Source organism: Moraxella sp., from assembly GCF_030525845.1.
In the GTDB taxonomy this organism is placed as follows: Bacteria; Pseudomonadota; Gammaproteobacteria; order Pseudomonadales; family Moraxellaceae; genus Moraxella.
In genome coordinates this window covers 79,625-98,583 of sequence record NZ_JAUNDY010000006.1, presented here as the reverse complement: position 1 = coordinate 98,583, position 18,959 = coordinate 79,625, and the positions used below count along the sequence as shown (strand labels likewise).

The 18,959-nt window shown below is 46.5% G+C and carries 10 protein-coding genes; 5 read left to right on the top strand and 5 right to left on the bottom strand.

The features are described from left to right. The first annotated feature begins 344 nt into the window (after positions 1 to 344). The 3 genes from ptsP to Q4B79_RS04055 all read left to right on the top strand — a co-directional run bounded on the left by ptsP (position 345) and on the right by Q4B79_RS04055 (position 5,967). Positions 345 to 3,206, top strand: a complete 2,862-nt coding sequence (gene ptsP, locus Q4B79_RS04065) for a phosphoenolpyruvate--protein phosphotransferase (RefSeq protein ID WP_303085151.1) — start codon at positions 345 to 347, stop codon at positions 3,204 to 3,206. Next, positions 3,203 to 4,192 (top strand): 1-phosphofructokinase family hexose kinase, encoded by a 990-nt coding sequence (locus Q4B79_RS04060; protein WP_303085150.1) that lies wholly within the window; start codon positions 3,203 to 3,205, stop codon positions 4,190 to 4,192. Before ptsP ends, Q4B79_RS04060 begins: the two co-directional genes overlap by 4 nt. A gap of 107 nt (positions 4,193 to 4,299) precedes the next feature. Next, positions 4,300 to 5,967, top strand: a complete 1,668-nt coding sequence (locus Q4B79_RS04055) for a fructose-specific PTS transporter subunit EIIC (RefSeq protein WP_303085149.1) — start codon at positions 4,300 to 4,302, stop codon at positions 5,965 to 5,967. A gap of 52 nt (positions 5,968 to 6,019) precedes the next feature. Here the strand turns inward: Q4B79_RS04055 and rpoN are convergent, their stop codons facing one another. The 4 genes from rpoN to Q4B79_RS04035 all read right to left on the bottom strand — a co-directional run bounded on the left by rpoN (position 6,020) and on the right by Q4B79_RS04035 (position 11,759). Further along, entirely contained in the window at positions 6,020 to 7,642 is a 1,623-nt protein-coding gene (gene rpoN, locus Q4B79_RS04050; RefSeq protein WP_303085148.1) for an RNA polymerase factor sigma-54, read from the bottom strand. Between the two features lie 296 nt (positions 7,643 to 7,938). Then, positions 7,939 to 9,147 (bottom strand): alpha-hydroxy acid oxidase, encoded by a 1,209-nt coding sequence (locus Q4B79_RS04045; protein WP_303085147.1) that lies wholly within the window; start codon positions 9,145 to 9,147, stop codon positions 7,939 to 7,941. Between the two features lie 164 nt (positions 9,148 to 9,311). Further along, positions 9,312 to 11,069: an L-lactate permease gene (locus Q4B79_RS04040; protein WP_303085146.1), complete on the bottom strand. Its 1,758-nt coding sequence runs from the start codon at positions 11,067 to 11,069 to the stop codon at positions 9,312 to 9,314. A gap of 294 nt (positions 11,070 to 11,363) precedes the next feature. Next, a complete protein-coding gene (locus Q4B79_RS04035) occupies positions 11,364 to 11,759 on the bottom strand; it encodes a glutaredoxin family protein (protein ID WP_303085145.1) in 396 nt (131 codons plus the stop codon). A gap of 165 nt (positions 11,760 to 11,924) precedes the next feature. On the opposite strand from Q4B79_RS04035, the gene mtgA reads away from it, so the two are divergent. Further along, positions 11,925 to 12,575: a monofunctional biosynthetic peptidoglycan transglycosylase gene (gene mtgA / locus Q4B79_RS04030; RefSeq protein WP_303085161.1), complete on the top strand. Its 651-nt coding sequence runs from the start codon at positions 11,925 to 11,927 to the stop codon at positions 12,573 to 12,575. Between the two features lie 52 nt (positions 12,576 to 12,627). Here the strand turns inward: mtgA and ccoG are convergent, their stop codons facing one another. Beyond that, complete coding sequence (ccoG, locus tag Q4B79_RS04025; protein ID WP_303085160.1) at positions 12,628 to 13,992, bottom strand: cytochrome c oxidase accessory protein CcoG; 1,365 nt, start codon at positions 13,990 to 13,992, stop codon at positions 12,628 to 12,630. A gap of 812 nt (positions 13,993 to 14,804) precedes the next feature. Between ccoG and Q4B79_RS04020 the strand changes: the two genes are divergently transcribed. Beyond that, a partial coding sequence (locus Q4B79_RS04020) for an ESPR-type extended signal peptide-containing protein (RefSeq protein ID WP_303085144.1) occupies positions 14,805 to 18,959 on the top strand: 4,155 nt, incomplete at its 3' end.

Sequence of the window (18,959 nt, the reverse complement as noted above, 5' to 3'; positions counted from 1 at the left end):
TTACCCACGCTCATTCACAGTCGCTCCTACAATCCCAAAAACAGCTTGGGGCATAGACCTGTCAAAATAACCGTAACGTATTTTGCAAGACACTTATCTGCTTCTTATTATTCATTTCTTTTTTAGCAATCAACCAAGCCTAACACTTTTGGTTTGTCAATCCTAAAAATAGTTTTATGTCCGATTAAAGATGGTGCTTTTGGGTGTGTTGATTGGCTAGGAGGGCTAGGCATCTTAAAAGAAAATCATTTGCTTTTTGTTGATTTTAAAAAAGTATGGTAGAATGGATAAATTTTCGACTGTTTTAATTTGGGGTTTTAAGCCCATAAAATCTAAGGAATATTATGCTCAATCTTACCGCCAATGATGTGCGAATGAATGCACAGGCAGCCAATAAAGACGAGGCGTTATCCATCATTGCACAGATGTTTAGTGATGACAATCTTGCCACACCTGACTATCTAAACGGGCTAAAAGACAGAGAGGGGCAAAGTAGCACGTATCTGGGTCAGGGCATTGCCATTCCGCACGGTACGCCAGATTCACGAAGCTGTGTCATAAATACAGGGGTGCGTTTGGTGCATTTTGCTGATGGGGTGGTGTGGAATGATGAGGGAGAGCGAGCGTATTTATTGGTGGGGATTTGTGCTAAGTCTGATGAGCATTTATCTATTTTAAAAATGCTGACACGAGCCTTAGGCGATGATGTGGCAGATGATGTTAAGAACGCCAAAAACGCCGATGAAATTATCGCCATCATTAGCGGTGTCAATAAAGAATGTGCTTTTGATGTACATGAAAGTCTGCTTCAAGTAGATGTGTCTGCACGTGATGTTGATGAGCTGTATTTGACGGCAGTAAATCTGCTTAAAAATCAAGGTAAATTGGCAAGTACCGTAGGCATTCGTCCAGCTTTTACCAGATTATCAAACATACTGTGTACCACCTTAGAGCATGATGAGCTGGTGTCAGAGCCTGCTTTGTCGTTGGTGGTTGCCAAAAATCCCCTGCTCTTTGGCGATGATAAGGTACAAGCGTTGGCTGTGATTGCCAGTAATCAGCACGTTCATGCCGAAAAGCTATCAAATATTTATGATGTGCTACTGTCGCTCGATTTTCAAAATGCACTACCTAGCATGAGCATGAGCGAGCTTTCATCAAGGCTATCGGCACAAAAAGCCCAAAGCTGGCCGTCATCTAGCGTGGTGCTTGCCAATGCTCACGGTCTGCACGCACGCCCAGCCACAGTGCTATCAGACATCGCCAAAGGAGCGGTGGGCGAGCTAAAAGTGGCAGTCGATACAGGGGCGTATGTTTCTGCCAAAAGTCTGACACGTCTTTTATCGCTTGGGGCGACACGTGGTCAGACGCTCACTTTTATCGCCGAGCCTGATACAGATGCGGTGGATTATCTACCAAGATTGATTGAGGCGGTTAAAAATGGTCTTGGCGAGGAGATAACCCCTATCCAAGAGACGGCACATTCAAATCAAGAAGTCATTGATTTTTCTGATAAAAATCCTATCATCAAGGGCGAATACACTCATGCAACACCCGCATCGGTAGGACTTGCGGTGGCAGAGGCATTTGTGGTGCGTCAAACACGTTTTGAATATGCTGTGCAAGGTGGCGACAAAGACAGCGAGTGGCAAAGCTTGCAAAACGCCATCGCAGTAGTAAAAGATGAACTCAAACTCATCGTACAAAACGCCAAAAAAATGTCTATTGCCAAGATTTTTACAGCCCACATCGCACTTTTGGAGGACGAAGAGGTTACTCATGGAGCCAAAGACGGCATCGATGATGGCTTGTCGGCAGCAGCAGCGTGGCATGCTCATATTGAACAACTTGCCAAAACCCAAGAGTCGCTTGCTAACCGTTTATTGGCGGAGCGTGCAGCGGATTTAAGAGATATTGGACATAAGGTGCTTGTTAAATTGACAGGGCAGACATCAGCTGATGAGCCAGATACGCCTTATGTGTTGATTAAGGAAGATTTATTGCCCTCAGATGTGGCACGCCTAGATGCCAAGCGTGTGGCAGGGATTATTACAGCAGTGGGCGGAGCCAGTTCTCATAGTGCCATCGTGGCACGAGCCTTAGGCATTCCTGCAATCGTGGGGGCAGGCGTGAGCGTACTTGACATCGAAAATGGCGAGCGTATTTTGTTGGATGGGGGTAAGGGTTGGTTTGTGCTTTCGCCTAATGATGACATGGTGCAAATCGCCCACCAAGAACAAATCGCCCACCAAGAGCGTAAGGCTTTGGCCACCAAAAACGCCTTAAATCCTGCCATCACACAAGATGGTCATCAAGTGGAGATTGCGGTAAACTTAGGCAATGTTCATGACACCAAAATGGCGGTAGATGGCGGTGCAGAAGCGGTGGGGCTACTGCGTACTGAGCTTGTGTTTATGAGCCATCAAAGTGTACCTAATATTGATACGCAGGTGGCGGATTATACACAAGTGTTTGATGCCTTAGATGGTCGTCCGCTTGTGGTGCGTACGCTTGATGTGGGCGGAGATAAACCTTTGCCTTATTTGCCCATTCCTGCCGAAGAAAACCCATTTTTGGGGGTGCGCGGCATTCGTCTAACCCTAAAACAGCCCAAATTGCTCGAAAATCAGCTCATTGCTCTCATCAAGGCTTCCAAAGGGCGTGATTTGCGTATCATGTTCCCTATGGTGGGACGCTTAGAGGAATGGCAAGAAGCAAAAGCGATTTTGGATAAGGTGTTGGAGCAATATCCACATGACCGCTTGCAAGTGGGTATCATGATAGAAGTGCCAAGTGCGGCATTGATGGCGGACGTTTTTGCCAAAGAAGTGGACTTTTTTAGTATCGGTACTAACGACTTGACTCAATATACGCTTGCCATCGATCGTGGACATGCCACACTCTCAAAAGATGCTGATGGCTTGCACCCTAGTGTGCTTCGTCTGATTCATCGCACGGTGGAGGCCGCTCACGCTCATGGTAAATGGGTGGGCGTGTGTGGCGAGCTTGCAGGCGATGAGCGTGCCGTGCCGATTTTGCTTGGGCTTGGTGTAGATGAGTTGTCTATGTCGGTAGGTAGTATTGCTTTGACAAAAGCTCTGGTGCGTGAGTTGAACCTGACTCATTGCCAAACTCTTGCCCAAAAAGCCCTAACTTGCACCAGTGCTGATGAGGTGCGCGCCTTAACATCAGGAGTGTCATCATGACAAAAAATGTATTATGTATTACCCTAAATCCTGCCATTGACATGACAGTAAGCCTTGATGTGTTGACACTAGGTGCGGTAAATCGTGCCACATCAAGTCAGCTAAATGCCGCTGGTAAGGCACTAAATGGTGCGCATGTTTTATCAGATTTGGGCATGAATGCCGTTGCCACAGGATTTTTGGGGGCGGATAACGATGGGATTTTTAAAAAATTCTTTGACGTTCGTGAGGCTTTACACCATCAAGGAGAAGCAGGACTGCTTATTGATGAGTTTGAGCGTGTGGCAGGGATTACTCGTACTAACATCAAGCTGGTCGATGATTTTTATGGCATAGGTCGCACTACCGATGTTAATGGACGTGGGTTTGTAGTTGAAGAGATGGATAAACTACATTTTTTTGACAGAGTATCCAAACTTGCAAAAAATGCCGATGCGGTACTTGTGGCAGGCTCTTTGGCGGTGGGCTTTGAGCTATCTGACTTTGAGCATCTTTTGGCGTTATTGACAGACGTTCATGATAAAGTGGCGGTAGATGTCAGCGGCGAGGCTCTCAAAGTTGCCATAAAGCATAAGCTCTGGCTCATCAAGCCTAATAATGACGAGCTTTTTGAAGCTTTTGGTGTGCGTGCTGACGATTTTGGATCGCAAGTTGCGTTATTTGATGAATTGGGCTGTGATATTGAGCATATTTTTATATCAATGGGTAGTCAAGGTGTGCATTGGATACGTGGCGACAAGGAGCGTGAGTTTTACCATGCCGTACCTCCCACCATGAAAGTTAAAAGCACGGTTGGGGCGGGCGACACCTTTGTGGCTGGTATGATTTTTGGGCTACTTCAAGGAGAAGCACCAGAGGTGGTATTGGCTCGTGCTACGGCGTTATCGGCACATGCGGTGTCTATTGTGGGTGTTGGCGTGCCAGATGGCGAGCGTTTGACCTCATTAATCAAGCAAGTACAAATCCAAAAAGTAGCCGTCTTATGATTCATGCGTTGTGCTTTGGGCATGATGAGTAAAATACTAAAATCACAGACAGGCACAAGGTTGAGTATCAATCAAATCTTGGTATTTATTAAATAGGGCAATCCCTTATGAACACAAATAAAACCTACGCCATTAGCGTGGCGGATAATTCTGCTCATGGACTGCTGATTGCCAAGCAGTTGTTGGCAGGTCTTCAAAAAAATAACATCGTGGCGGCATTGACGGCATTTGGCGAGACAAACTCGGCAGATGTGGCGATTATCATCGTGGATGATGAGCGCACAAACACCACCAATACCATTTATTTAAATAAACACGCACTACATTCAGCGGATTTTTTAAACCCAGAATATCTGCACGGATTATTAAAAACCAAGCAGTCAGCCTCCAATGAGGCGGATACCCCAAAAGACACCTACAACATCGTGGCGGTAACAGCTTGTCCGACAGGGGTGGCTCATACTTTTATGTCGGCAGAGGCGATTGAAAATTATGCCAAAGCACAAGGCTGGCAGGTCAAAGTCGAAACTCGTGGTCAGGTGGGTGTCGGCAATGCCATCACGCCTGAGGAAGTGGCGGAGGCGGATTTGGTGTTTGTTGCGGCAGACATTGATGTGGATTTATCCAAATTCGTTGGTAAAAAAATGTACCGCACCTCCACAGGCTTAGCACTCAAAAAAACCGCCCAAGAATTTGAAAAGGCGTTTGAGCAAGCAAGCATTTATGGTGATGGTCAAACAGCCAATACAACTCCTCAATTGGACGAAAAAAAGGGTGTTTATCAGCACCTAATGACGGGCGTGTCGCACATGCTGCCGCTTGTCGTGGCAGGAGGCTTGCTCATCGCCATGTCATTCATGTTTGGTATTGAGGCGTTCAAAGACCCAAACATTGCGATGGGACTACCCAAAGCACTCATGGACATTGGTGGTGGTAGTGCCTTTGCCTTGATGATTGCAGTATTTGCAGGCTATGTGGCGTATTCCATTGCTGATAGACCCGGGCTTGCGGTGGGTCTCATTGGTGGTATGCTTGCTAACACCGCAGGGGCAGGGATTTTGGGTGGTATCATCGCTGGATTTTTGGGGGGCTATACCGTCAAATTTTTAAATGATGTTATTAAATTGCCACCAAGTTTAACTTCCTTAAAACCCATTTTGATTTTACCATTACTCGGCTCGCTCATCACAGGGTTGCTCATGGTTTATGCCATTAACCCACCTGTGGCAAGCCTCATGGCGGCATTGACCGAATGGCTAAAAACCTTGAACGATGCCAATGCGGTCATTTTGGGACTCATTTTGGGTGCAATGATGTGTACTGATATGGGTGGCCCAATTAATAAAGCAGCCTATACCTTCTCAGTTGGCATGATTGCCTCTGGTGTGTTTACCCCTATTGCGGCAGCGATGGCAGGGGGCATGGTACCGCCGATTGGCATGGCGATTGCCACTTGGATTGCCAAGAACAAATTTAATGAAAATCAGCGTAACGCAGGCAAAGCATCTTTTGTGCTGGGACTGTGCTTTATTTCGGAGGGGGCATTGCCCTTTGTGGCGGCTGACCCTGCTCGTGTCATTATCGCTTCTATTATTGGTGGGGCGACTGCTGGGGCGATTTCAATGGGGCTGGGTATTGGGTTACAGGCACCACATGGTGGACTTTTTGTCATTCCCTTTGTAACGCAGCCTGTGATGTATCTGATGGCGATTGCGGTGGGTTCGGTATTGACAGGCGTGATTTATGCCTTTATTCGTCAAAAAGACGCTTCCTAATAAAACCCCTTTGGGGGGTTGGTAAAAAAGGTGGCTTATCCCACCTTTTTTGTTAGATTTTTTGCTTGCGAAGTGTTGAGGATAAAATACCCATCGCTTCACGGTACTTGGTAACGGTACGCCGTGAGATGTTGATGCCCTGTGATTCTAAAATGCTGGTAATGTGAGCATCAGATAGGGGTTTTTTGGGGTTTTCAGCTTGTATCATATTTTGGATTTGAGCACAGATGGCGGTGGAGGAGACCTCGCCATCATCACTGCCAACGCTTGATGAAAAAAAGTATTTTAGGGGGTATAAGCCCTGTGGTGTCAGCATGGTTTTGTTGGTGGTCAGTCTTGATACGGTGGACTCATGCAAGCCAATTTCATCAGCGACATTTTTTAGGGTTAGGGGGGTCATCGCTTCTACGCCACGCTCCAAAAATGCCTGCTGACGACGAACGATACAGCTGGCGACTTTGAGTAGGTTTTGGTTGCGTTCATCGATACTGCGAATGAATAACCGTGCGTCATTCAGCTTGTCTTTTAGATAAATGTTGTCATCGCTGTCATCACCTTTCTTAATGAGGCTGGCGTATTCTTGGTTGATTTGTAGGTTGGGAATGATGTCTTGGTTTAGTGTTACTCGCCATGCGTCAGTATCCTCTGTGTGTGCCAGTGATTTTTTGGTGTATTTATTTTGGGAGTGTTCTAGGGCAATGACCAGCACGTCAGGAATATCAATGCTGTCGTTGGATCTGTTTTCGTTGCGATAAAATTCAGAGGCGGGTTCAGGGTTTAGGGTGCGAATAATATCCATAGCCCCTTTGATTTCGTCAGGGTTTAGACCTGTGGCTTGTATGAGAGCTTTGATGTTGTTGGTTTCTAGATAGTTGGTTGAGCCTAGCACCATATAGGCTTCGTCAGCAAATGGTAACTCTGGGTTGTTTTTTGAGAGTTCGTCAAGTTGTAGTCGTAGACATTCAGAGAGATTTCTGGCTCCTACACCTGTGGGAGAACAAGACTGAATGTGTTGTAGTACGGCTAGGATTTGGGGAGGTGTGATGGTGTCCTCCCATTGATAGAAGCTGGCAAGTACACTAAGATTATGGTATAGCTCATCAACGCTGAGGCGGATATAGCCGATGTCGTCCATTGCATCTAGTAGGTAGTCCAAGACAAGTGTTTCTTTATCGTTTAGGGATACAAACCCCATCTGAAAACGCACATGCTCTTGAATGGTGGTATGCGTCTCGCCAAGATAGTCATGCTCATCATCGTGCCGACCTGATACACGAAAATCGCCATCATACTCAAAGTCAGGCGTATAGACATTATCCCAGTCGCTGTCCATTGCCTCATCGTCAAGTCCTGAATTTGTGAGCTTATCATAACTGTCGCCCTCAAATTCTCCCTCAAAGCCGTCATCGCTGACATCACTGTTTTTTTGCCAATTATTATCATTCCAGCCATCTTTTGTCCAATCATCAAGGCTGAGGTGTTCGGCATGTTCAAAGCTTTCACGCTCAAAATCATCGTCTATGCGTTCAAGCAGGGGGTTGTTTTCAAGTTTGGTTTGGATTTCTTGTTCAAGTTCAAGGTGCGATAACGCCAAAAGACGTATCGCCTGTTGCATTTGCGGGGTGAGTTTTTGGGATTGATTTAAGCCAACACCCAAACCAAAAGAGAGGCTCATAGGTCGATTTGTAAATTTATTAAAATTGGGATTATTTCTGCTATTTTACAACATTGTGGCATAATTTTTGCATAAATTTCGCCAAATGGTAGTATATTTATGATGTATATTGAGCTTGGTAGGGATTGCCGTGATTGTTGAGTTATTTTTTGGTTGGTAAATGGTTAAATTGTTATTTTATAACAATATTTTGCTGGATTTAGAGGGTGGTTTCTTAGGTGGGATTAAGCTGTATTTGGCTGTGAAAATACTTCAATATCCAGCAAAAAGCCACGCTGAACGTGGCTTTGGTTGAGTTACCAGCGAATGGGCGTGATGTGTGGGTCACAGACTTTAAGGTTTTCGTAAGTGCCTTTGACAAAGATGTCTTCACTGACGGTATGAATGTCAGTATGACCACAAAACGCCATTGTGATGTCGCATTCTTTGTAGATGATTTCTAAGGCACGGCGTACGCCATCTTCGCCATAAGCTCCTAGACCGTACAAAAATGAGCGACCAATCATCGTGCCTTTTGCACCCAAAGCGATGGCTTTTAGGACGTCTTGACCTGAACGAATGCCACTATCTAGCCAGATTTCGCAGTTTGAGTTTTCAGCTTGTACTGCTTGTACGCAGTCAGATAGGGCGGCGATAGAACTGGGTGCACCATCAAGTTGGCGACCACCGTGATTTGAGATGACCATGGCGTCAGCCCCTGATTTGGCGGCTAAGATGGCATCTTCTGGCTCCATGATGCCTTTGATGATGAGAGGGCCTCCCCATAAATCCTTAATGCGAGCCACATCGTCCCAGTTTAGGCTGGGGTCGAACTGTTCTGATGTCCATGATGATAGACTGGATAAATCACCAACCCCTTCGGCATGACCGACGATGTTTCGGAAGGTGTGGCGTTTGGTGCCAAGCATGTTAAAGCACCATTCGGGCTTTGTCATGAGGTTGATGATGTTTGTTAGGGTGGGCTTAGGTGGTGCAGATAAGCCGTTTTTGATGTCTTTGTGACGTTGTCCAAGTACCTGTAAGTCTGCCGTCAAAATCAGAGCAGAGCATTTTGCGTCTTTGGCACGGCGAATCAGATTTTCCATGAATTTCTTATCACGCATGACATACAGCTGAAACCAAAAAGGCTTGGTGGTATTTTCCGCCACGTCCTCAATGGAGCAGATGCTCATGGTGGATAGTGAAAAAGGAATGCCAAATTTTTCAGCGGCACGAGCGGCGTGAATCTCGCCATCTGCCCACATCATGCCTGTAAAGCCTGTGGGGGCAATAGCAACAGGCATATGCACATCTTGCCCAATCATCTTGGTAGCAAGTGAGCGACCTTCCATATTTACCAGTACACGCTGACGTAGTTTAATGCGGTCAAAGTCGGTTTCGTTATTGCGGTAGGTGGTCTGCGTCCACGAGCCTGAATCCACATAGTCATAGAACATGCGAGGGACTTTACGCTCGGCGATACGGCGTAAATCTTCAATTTCGGTAATTTTGCTTAAATCTGCCATAAGATAGCCTTTGTTTGGTGTTCATGAATATATCATGTTTGGTATGTGATTTTAAAATGGTGTATTTTACAATAATTTATCAAATAAACATAGGGGTTTATAGAGTACTGTCAGCCATAAAAACAAAAAGGGAGGCTAATCCCTTTTTGCTTGGCGGGTGTTAATCAGGCACGCTCTGAGCTTTTGCCGAGTATGCTCATGCCACCAAAAAACACCACAGGCCAGATGACCGCACCAATCCACCACACAGGGTTAAAGATGAGTGCCATACCCACAAGACCTGCTTGAATGACATAATACGTCATCGCAATGAGCGTCTTACGGATAATCAAGCCCTCACGGTTGACCATGCCCACAACCGCACAAGCAGCAACCACGTTATGTACGCTAATCATGTTGCCTGCTGCACCACCCACCGCTTGCAAGGCAACCACTTGGCTGGCATCAGCGACATCAAGCTCAATCTGAGTGGCGGTACTCCATTGAAAATGACTAAACATCATGTTTGATACGGTGTTTGAGCCAGCGATGAACGCCCCCAACGCCCCAATCCAAGGAGCAAAGAGTGGCCACGCTCCTGCAAAGACATCAGCTGCCCCTGCTGCCAGCACTTTTGGCATGGCAAGAATCGGCTCGGCGACATCGGCAGGCGTGCCAGAGTTGATGAACACTTGTACCATAGGAATGGAGAAAAGCAGGGCAGGAGCTGCCGCAATCATGGTTTTGCCAGAGGCACTCCAACTTTTCTTCACGGTGTCGCCTTTCATGCCAAAAATAAAGATGCTGATGATGGATACCAAAAGTAGCACGGTGGCAGGCGAATACAAAAGTTGAGTTTTGTTAGTGATGGACGTGTCTAGGATATTGCTAAACGTAATGACGGCATTGTTACTGAGCCAGTCTTTTAAGGGTTTGATGGTACGAGTTGCCACCAAAATACCGATGACCAAAAGATAAGGCGAAAAAGCTTTTAGGGCGGAGAATTTTGCCACTTCGTTGGCGTCAACGGTGGTTGCTGGTAGTGTACCTTTCCATTCTTCTTCCCACTTATCACGGCTTTCAAAATCAAAGGTGTTTTTGGGGGTTAAGAAGCCTTTTTTGGCGGCAGTAACCACAATAGCAAGACCGATCACAGAACCAAGCAAAGAGGGCAGTTCTGGACCGACCAATTTGGCGGTAAGATAATACGGTATGGTAAAGGCAAGCCCTGCAAAGATGGCAAATGGCAGAGCCTCAAAACCTTGACGGAACGAGCGTTTTTCGCCAAAGAATTTGGTCAAGAAACAGCAAAGAAGCAAAGGAATCAGCGTACCCACAACAGCATGGATAAAGCCTACATTAGCACCGATTTGTACGATGTATTGCATAAAATCAATGCCTTGCGTGCCGATAGCACCCGTAACATCTTCTTTGTTTTCAAGACCTGATTTGACCCCCACCAAAATCGGCGTACCCACCGCCCCATAGGATACTGGTGTGGACTGGATAATCAAAATCGCCATCACACACGCCATTGCAGGAAAGCCCAAAGCCAGTAGCAACGGAGCGCCAACAGCAGATGGCGTACCCCAACCTGTTGAACCCTCGATGAGTGAGCCAAACAGCCACGCTACGATAATCATCTGTACACGGCGGTCAGGCGAGATACCCATAAAACCTTGACGAATGGCGACAATCGCACCGCTTTCTTTGATGGTATTCAAAAGCAAAACGGCAGCAAAGACGATAAATAGGACGTTAACAGCGGTCAATACGCCATGAATGGTCGCTGCCGCCACTTGGTTGCCAGCTGTTTGCCAGACAAACAAAGAAAGTAGAGCTGTCGCCAAATACGCAATCGGCATAGCAACTTTTGCGGGCAGTCGCATGACAACCAGCAACACAAAAACCACCAAAATCGGTAATAATGCTAAAAAGGTCATAGACACTCCTTTGTTGTAAGATTGGGCGATGCTTGCCCACATACATACGATGATATTTTTGTTTTGTGGCTTCATGACCACAAGTTTTTGGTGTGAATTTATTCAAGTATTACAATGAAAAACAATCACAAATTATGATAAATCTCATTTAAAAGACACCAAAACAGCAATTTTACTCAAAAATGACACAAAAATAAATAGGGCGTGTTGAATTTTTATGACGTCATTTACAATTTGGCAAGAAATAAAACCCCAGTTTTTTGTGGCTTTGGCAGGCGAGGCAGTTTTGGTTGATTAATTTTTTGCAAGCATCACGATGTCCATCACGCCAAAAGGATAGCACAGCAAATGACAAGGCGTGAGCAAAACAGGGATAATTTTACCAAATACCTCCACAAGCATGTCATCGCCATCAATGATGTCAATGTCATAAATGGAGGGCATGTCTGGGGAGATGGTGCGTGCTTTGGCGAGCATGTCGTGGCTGAGGTGGCACAGATGACAGCCATCAGTCCCCAAAAGATACCAGTCTTTTGCGGTGTTTGATTGTGCTATTTGGTTGTGGCTTGGCGAGTTGGGGGGGAACATGGCAAGTAGCTCTTTGTGAATCTTGTCAAATTCATGGCGACTTAGGGTGGAGAGGGCGAAGCGGTCGGTGCTTAGTTTTTTTAGGTGGTCGATGGCATGCATAAAAATTACACCAAAACTGATAAAAATCTTGTAAAATAAGCCATTTTACCACAGTTTATTGATGATATGTCTGATAACAAAATCCCCCCACCTGCCCAGTTGCCTTCTGATGTGCCTCCCCCTCCCAAAAAGCGTGGTTGGTTAGGCGGGCTTTGGCGGTGGCTGATGGCACCCATACTGGTGTTGTTTTTGGGTTTTCATCTGCTGGTGGGGGCGTTGCTTGGTGTGTGGCAGAGCATGCCTGTCAATCATTCGATGTTTATGCTCTCTCATCGCCTGTCAGGTGGTCAGGTGCGTCAGGTGTGGGTGGATTATGATGATATTTCTGTGAATGTCAAGCGAGCAGCGGTGGCGAGCGAGGACGCTAAATTTGCCACCCATAGAGGGTTTGATATGGACGGCATCGAGCGAGCCATCAAGACCAACGAATCAAAAGGTACTGTGTCGATGGGCGGTTCGACCATCACTCAGCAACTTGCCAAAAACCTATTTTTGACCTCTCATCGCTCCTACATACGAAAAGGCGAGGAAGCCATCATCACAGTCATGATGGAGCAAATGTGGAGCAAAAGACGGATTTTGGAGGTGTATCTAAATGTGGTGGAATTTGGCAATGGCATCTATGGCATTGAAGCGGCGGCACAGCATTATTATGGTAAATCCGCCAAAAACCTCTCCGCTGAGCAGTCGGCACTACTCATCAGCATGCTGCCAAACCCCAAATACTATCAAAAAAACCCCAAAAACCCTCGCCTACACGCCAAAAAACGCATCATCATGAAACGCATGAACGGTGCAACCTTACCAAAATCCTAAATTTATATAAAAAACCAAAAAGCCCCATCACTAGATAGGGCTTTTGACTGGCTTATTTTTTGGTTTTTGGTTCGTAGACGAATATGTCTTGGGCGCTTGCCGTGTATTTTCCGTCTTCGGTGTATACCGTAAAGGTTACTGGCGTATCGCCTGCACTAATCTTATCAGGGTCGCCAAAGACACTCACAGGCCAACCATAAGGCTCATTGGCTTTTAGGGGTAGTTCCTTGAAGCGAGATTTTAGGGTTAGACCCTCCACAGGTTCTAGCTTGACCTTATAGACTTGTTTTTCGTCAGTTTTGTTGACGATTTTTAGGACATAGCTATTTTCGACCATGCCATCACGTCCGATGACGGTGATTTGTTTGCGGTTGTGGTTCACTTCCAGTTCTAGGGGGTTGCGTGTGGTCGCCACGATGGTCGCTGTGGTGATGAGTGCCGTCAGCATAAAGATGTAGGCAAAGATACGAAAACCGATGATTTTGGTTTTTTCTTTGTGGACAAGCTGACGTTCGGTGGTGTAGCGAACCAAACCACGTGGATAGCCGACCTTATCCATGATTTCGTTACAGGCGTCGATACAGGCGGCACATTGGATACATTCTACTTGTAGACCATCACGAATGTCGATACCAGTAGGACACACTTGTACACACATGGTGCAGTCCACACAGTCGCCATAACCCTCTGGGTGGTCGCCTTTTTTGCGAGCGCCACGTGGCTCGCCTCGATCATAATCATAGGAGACAAGTAGCGTGTCTTTATCAAACATCACAGACTGAAAACGCCCATAAGGACAAAAATGAACGCACATATGTTCACGCATATAGCCTGCATTCATGTGAGTAACAAACGTGATGATACCAAAGAAAATCCACGTAATCTTACTCCACCCCATAAAAAACGGTGTCGCCCCATTAAAAAACAAATAATCCGTCCCCACCACGAGCGAGATAAAGGTCATGGCAGTAATCATACTCATCACACCCCAGATGGCGTGGATAAGTACTTTTTTGGCGAGTTTTTTGGCACTCATCGGCTCTTTGTCGAATTTCATGCGTTGGTTACGCTCGCCCAGCACCCATTTTTCGACATGTTGGTATAGGTGTACGTAGATGGTCTGCGGACAAGCATAACCACAGAACACACGCCCTGCATAGATGGTTACCATAAACAGGGTATAGGCGGCAATCATAAAGATGAACGCAAAGAAATAAAAATCCTGAGGCATGAATGTCGCCCCAAAGATAAAAAACTTCGCTTCGGCAACGTTAAATTGAACTGCCTGATGACCGTTCCAGCGTAGCCATGGCAATATCAAAAACCCCGCCAAGATGGTGTACATGCTCACAAGACGGATTTTTTGGTATTTACCCGTAACAAAGCGTGGGTGAATGAGCTTTTTGGTGGCGTCCATCACTTTTGAGTGCGGAATACGCTTTTCTGGTGGCGGTTTTATTTTTTTTGTTTTTTTGGGGCTATCATCAGTGGCAGGCGAAACATCGGCAGGTTGTGGATTGTCGGTGGTCTGTGAGACTTCATTGGGTTTTTTTTGTTGTTCTGACATAATCATCACCTTAGCTTTGGTGGCAAATCTGCCTTTGGCTGGGTATTTGGTGTTTTTGTTATTTTTACCACACAATCACGACCCAAATAACAAAAACACCGGCTTTGGCATAACCACACACGGTCAAGCCTTATATTTGGAATAAGGATATTCTACACCTTTTCCACAATTTTTAAAAGGATAAATCATCAGTTGATGCACATCAGATGATGAGCCTGATGAGGCTTTGGACGGTGGGTTGTTATTTTTGGTTTTTTACGCCAAAAATATCAAAATGACTGCTAGCCTCGCCATTTTCAGCTCATTCATGGTTCATGGTCTGCGATGGCTTAGGCTTGGGGGATTTATGAGTGGCTACCAGTTCCAAAAACAGCATCTTGACTGGGTAAGATGCCATAACCGCCCAAATTGGCACACTTCTTGCAGCATATTTAGCGAAATCGTCCCCAACATTGCTGATACATGAACAATGTAACACTCATGTGTATGTATCGCTTTTGTTATCGGTATAAATATCACGTGAAATCTGCCCTAGTTTATTGTAAAATATACTAAACACTGATTTCATGCGTGTTTACCTTCCTTGCCCAATTTCTCAAAAGAGGGGGGGGGGGGGAGAAAATTAGTAAGTCCCATATCGGGTTATTTAAGGAGCGTTCTATATGAACCATATCTATAAAGTGGTGTTTTGTAAAGCAACAAACACCTTCGTGGCTGTTACTGAGTATGCCAGAGCCCACGGCAAGTCAAGCTCTGGCTCAGTTGGCTCATCATCGGTCGCTGGTAAATTTGCCAAGCTATTTGCACTGACTGCCGTAGCGGCATCGGTGGGGGTAGCGAATGCAGCTGTGACTGATACAACCAGTACCAACGGCAACATTCATATTCAGGCTGGTTCTTCTGTAACAGATACCAGTACAGGTCATCGTAACATCAGCATCGGTAGTACCGCCGCTGGTCTTGCGTATGCTGACTCTATCATGATTGGTACTAACGGTGCCAACACAGGTGATAGAGAGTTTAGTGGTGCAAGACAAGATCTTAGTACAGGTGGTGGTGCCAGCGTTGGTATTGGTAACGGTGCTCAGATTGGGGGCGGTGCTCAAGATGCTTTCTCGGTTGGTGTTGGTTACAAGACTTTTACCGCAGGTCCGAGTGTGGCATTTGGTGCTTATACTACTGCAGACCCAGGTAGTGCCTCAGGCCCACAAAACATGCATTTGGGTAAGATGGCAATCGGTACTGCTGCTCGTACTGGCATCAATGGTAACAATACAGGTATTGCGATAGGTACGCTTGCTCAAGCATTGGCGACAGATAGTATGGCGGTGGGTGCAAGAGCTTATGTGTCTAATAATGGTTCTGGTGCTGGTGGTGCTCAGGCTATCGGTCATCAGGCATCTGCTCTTGGTCAAAACGCCTTGGCGGTGGGTCGTGAAGCCACCACAGGTCGTGGGACAGCATCTGCAAACGCCATATCTGTTGGTTATCAGACTCACGCTGTTGGTAATAGCACTATCGCAGTGGGTAATAACGCCCAAGCAGGTGGCTATCTAGCATCTGAACAGACAGCTGTGAATGCACGAGTAGAAGCAGCACAAGCAGATTATAATACCAAAAAAGATGCTCGTGATGCTAAGCAAGCAGAGTATATCGCAGCGTGGAACGCTAAGACATCCAATCCTCGTGTTGTCAGTGAGCTAAGAGATCAAATGGCAGAGGCGGATATTGCATTTCGTGATGCCGAAGATGAGCTACGCCGTGCTAAGGCTGACCAAGCCAGACTACTGACCGGAGAGCATATAAGCGGTGTCGCTAATGCCATCGCCATTGGTAATAATTCTAAGGCACACAACGTCAACTCACTGGCAATGGGTAATACAGCCAATGCCCAAGGAGTCAGCTCTACTGCCATTGGTAATGCTGCGTATGCTTACCAAAAAGACACCATCGCTATCGGCACCAATGCCAAAGCAGGCTCTACTACTGGTACTACTATTGATGAAACAGGCAGTATCGCTATCGGTGTGGATTCTGCGGCGACTCTCGCAGTTGCCCACCAAGACCGTAAAAACCCAGATCATTATCTTGTCAACAAAGTAGATGGTAGTGGAAACTTCATTAAGTCTGGTAATACAACTGCCTTAACCCAGTCAGTTGCTGTTGGTAAAAACGCCAAGGCACGTGCAGGTGCGGTTGCCATTGGATCGGATGCAGACGCTGGCACTATTGGGTTGGGTGTGGCAGTTGGTGCCCTATCCACTGTATCAGGTATTGCTGGTATCGCTGTCGGTCAGGCGGCATATTCATCAGGTAATACCTCTGTTACCATCGGTCGTCAGTCCACTGCCACAGGTGATTATTCGCAGTCGTATGGTAATGTTGCTCGTGCATCAGGCGCAGCCGCCATCGCCATGGGTCACTCCGCCACTGCCACAGGTGAGCGAGCTATTGCCATCGGTAACCCATCAGCTTGGGGTGGTAGTACCACTAGTAACGTATCAGGTGGCACAAGTGCACAGGTTGCTACCAACTACGTTGCTGACGTACAGACTGAAGCCAGTGGTCAAGATGCTATTGCCTTTGGTACAGGCTCTAAGGCAAAAGGCACCCAATCCATCGCATTTGGATATGGAAACATCGTAACAGGCGACTATTCTGGTGCATTCGGTGATCCGACTACCATCTCAGGTTCTCGTTCCTATTCCTTGGGTAATAACAACACCATCAGTGGTGACAAAACCTTTGTCGTGGGTAATAACGTAACCGCCACCGCTGAAAATAACGTCATCTTAGGCAACGACAGTGCCGAGACATCAGCTACCACTGCTGCTGGCGAACTAAAAACAGTTGATACTGCGACCGTTGAGGGCATCACTTATTCAGGTTTTGCAGGGGCTACCCCTGTTGGTATCGTCTCTGTGGGTGCAGAAGGTGCAGAGCGTCGTCTTATCAACGTTGCCGCAGGCGAAATCTCTGACACCTCTACCGACGCCATCAACGGCTCACAGCTTTATTTGATGGTTGAGGACTTCACTAAGTGGTCTCAGGGTAACACCGACTCACTCGGTGGCGGCGCAAGTTATGACCCTGTAACTAACACCTACACAGCCCCAACCTACAACATCTACAAAGGCTCATCAGACCCAGCCACCTCTGGTAACGGTAATACGCAAGTGACAGGCGCTCCTGCCAATAATGTAGGCGATGCTATCTCAGCCCTAAACAGCTACATCAACGAAGGCTTCAAAGTCCTAGATAACGGTGGGGCAACTCGTGGTGTCGTAACCCCTGGCGAGAGCATTCAGTTTGTAAACGGTACAAACACCACAGCGAACGTTACCACCGAAAAAGACGGCGTAACTAAGATTAGCTTTAATGCTACCATACCAACGACAACCCTTGATCAAAATATCGATACTCTGATATTTAGTGTGCCAGATGGTCAAGGTAACAGCTATGTAGATGCCTCATCTCTTGCCACTGCGTTAAATAATACAGGCTTCTTGCTAGGCGGTTCAAGCATCGGCGGTACGTTTACTTCCGTTGCAACTGACAAAAAAATCGTCAATGGCGATACATTCCACCTAAAAGCTGATACTGGCATCAAAATCAATCAAATTGATAACGGTTATGAAATCGGCGTAGATATCCCCGATCCAGAGACCGAAGAGGTTGTTACTGTGTCCAACGGTACTGTGCTACCTGTCAATAACGAAACTGGTCTAGTTACCGCAGGTAATCTTGCCGACAACCTCAGAAAAACTGGCTTTAAAGTAAGTGCCAACAATAATTCAACTGCCATCGGCGGTACTGACCAGCTTGTCAATACTGGCGAGACACTCAACTTCAATAACGGCACAGGCACAACCGTAGAAGTAAGTGGTGCAAACGTAAAAGTAAACGTAAACACCGCTACTGCTCCGACTACGAACCCAGACGGCACCATCGCCAAGCCAGCCAATGGCGACAATAGCTACTTGACTGCTAATGACGTGGTTGACGCCATCAATAGTGCTAGCTTTAATGTCATCGGTGCAGGCAACAACGCAGGCGGTGATTTTGCAAGCACTCCTGTAAAAGCAGGCGGCACCATCACTTATGAAGCAGGCGATAACCTGACCATCGTTCAACAAGGTGCTCAGTTTACTTTTGCTACCGCCAAAGACGTGGTATTTGACAGCGTAAAAGCAGGTCCTGTTACCATTAACCAAGACGGCATTGACGCAGGTAACACCAAGATCACAAACGTTGCTGCTGGCGAAGAGCCAAACGACGCTGTGAACGTATCACAACTTAACGCTGCCAAAACTTCTGTTGAAGAGGGCGACGGTATCAGCGTAACTACCAGCACCAACGATGATGGTTCTACTGTTTACAACGTAGCTGCCAAAGTTGATGGCGACACCATCAAAATTGATGAAAACGGTAACATCGCTGCTAACACCACACCACTAACCAACAACGCCACCAACGGTACTGTTGAAGCTCCTGCCAATCCTAACGCTCTTGCTACCGCAGGCGACATCGCTGACGCTATCAATAACTCAGGTTTCCTTGTAACCTCAGGCAAAACTGATGGCGAAAACTCAGGTTCAGAGGAAAAACTGGTTAAAACTGGCGAAATGGTTACTTTCAACGCTGGCGAAAACCTAGAAATCGTCCAAGATGGTGCAACTTTCGAGTTTAAAACCAAAAAAGACGTGAAGTTTGACTCTGTTCAATACGGCGATAACGGTCCTATCATCTCTAACGATGGTAACGGCAACCTAAAAGTTGGCGACACCAATGGCGAGCCTGTGAAGATCACAAACGTT

Coding starts and splice junctions, on each gene's coding strand:
- ptsP (WP_303085151.1), top strand. CDS start 345: ATGCTCAATCTTACCGCCAATGATGTGCGAATGAATGCACAGGCAGCC.
- Q4B79_RS04060 (WP_303085150.1), top strand. CDS start 3,203: ATGACAAAAAATGTATTATGTATTACCCTAAATCCTGCCATTGACATG.
- Q4B79_RS04055 (WP_303085149.1), top strand. CDS start 4,300: ATGAACACAAATAAAACCTACGCCATTAGCGTGGCGGATAATTCTGCT.
- rpoN (WP_303085148.1), bottom strand. CDS start 7,642: ATGAGCCTCTCTTTTGGTTTGGGTGTTGGCTTAAATCAATCCCAAAAA.
- Q4B79_RS04045 (WP_303085147.1), bottom strand. CDS start 9,147: ATGGCAGATTTAAGCAAAATTACCGAAATTGAAGATTTACGCCGTATC.
- Q4B79_RS04040 (WP_303085146.1), bottom strand. CDS start 11,069: ATGACCTTTTTAGCATTATTACCGATTTTGGTGGTTTTTGTGTTGCTG.
- Q4B79_RS04035 (WP_303085145.1), bottom strand. CDS start 11,759: ATGCATGCCATCGACCACCTAAAAAAACTAAGCACCGACCGCTTCGCC.
- mtgA (WP_303085161.1), top strand. CDS start 11,925: ATGGCACCCATACTGGTGTTGTTTTTGGGTTTTCATCTGCTGGTGGGG.
- ccoG (WP_303085160.1), bottom strand. CDS start 13,992: ATGGACGCCACCAAAAAGCTCATTCACCCACGCTTTGTTACGGGTAAA.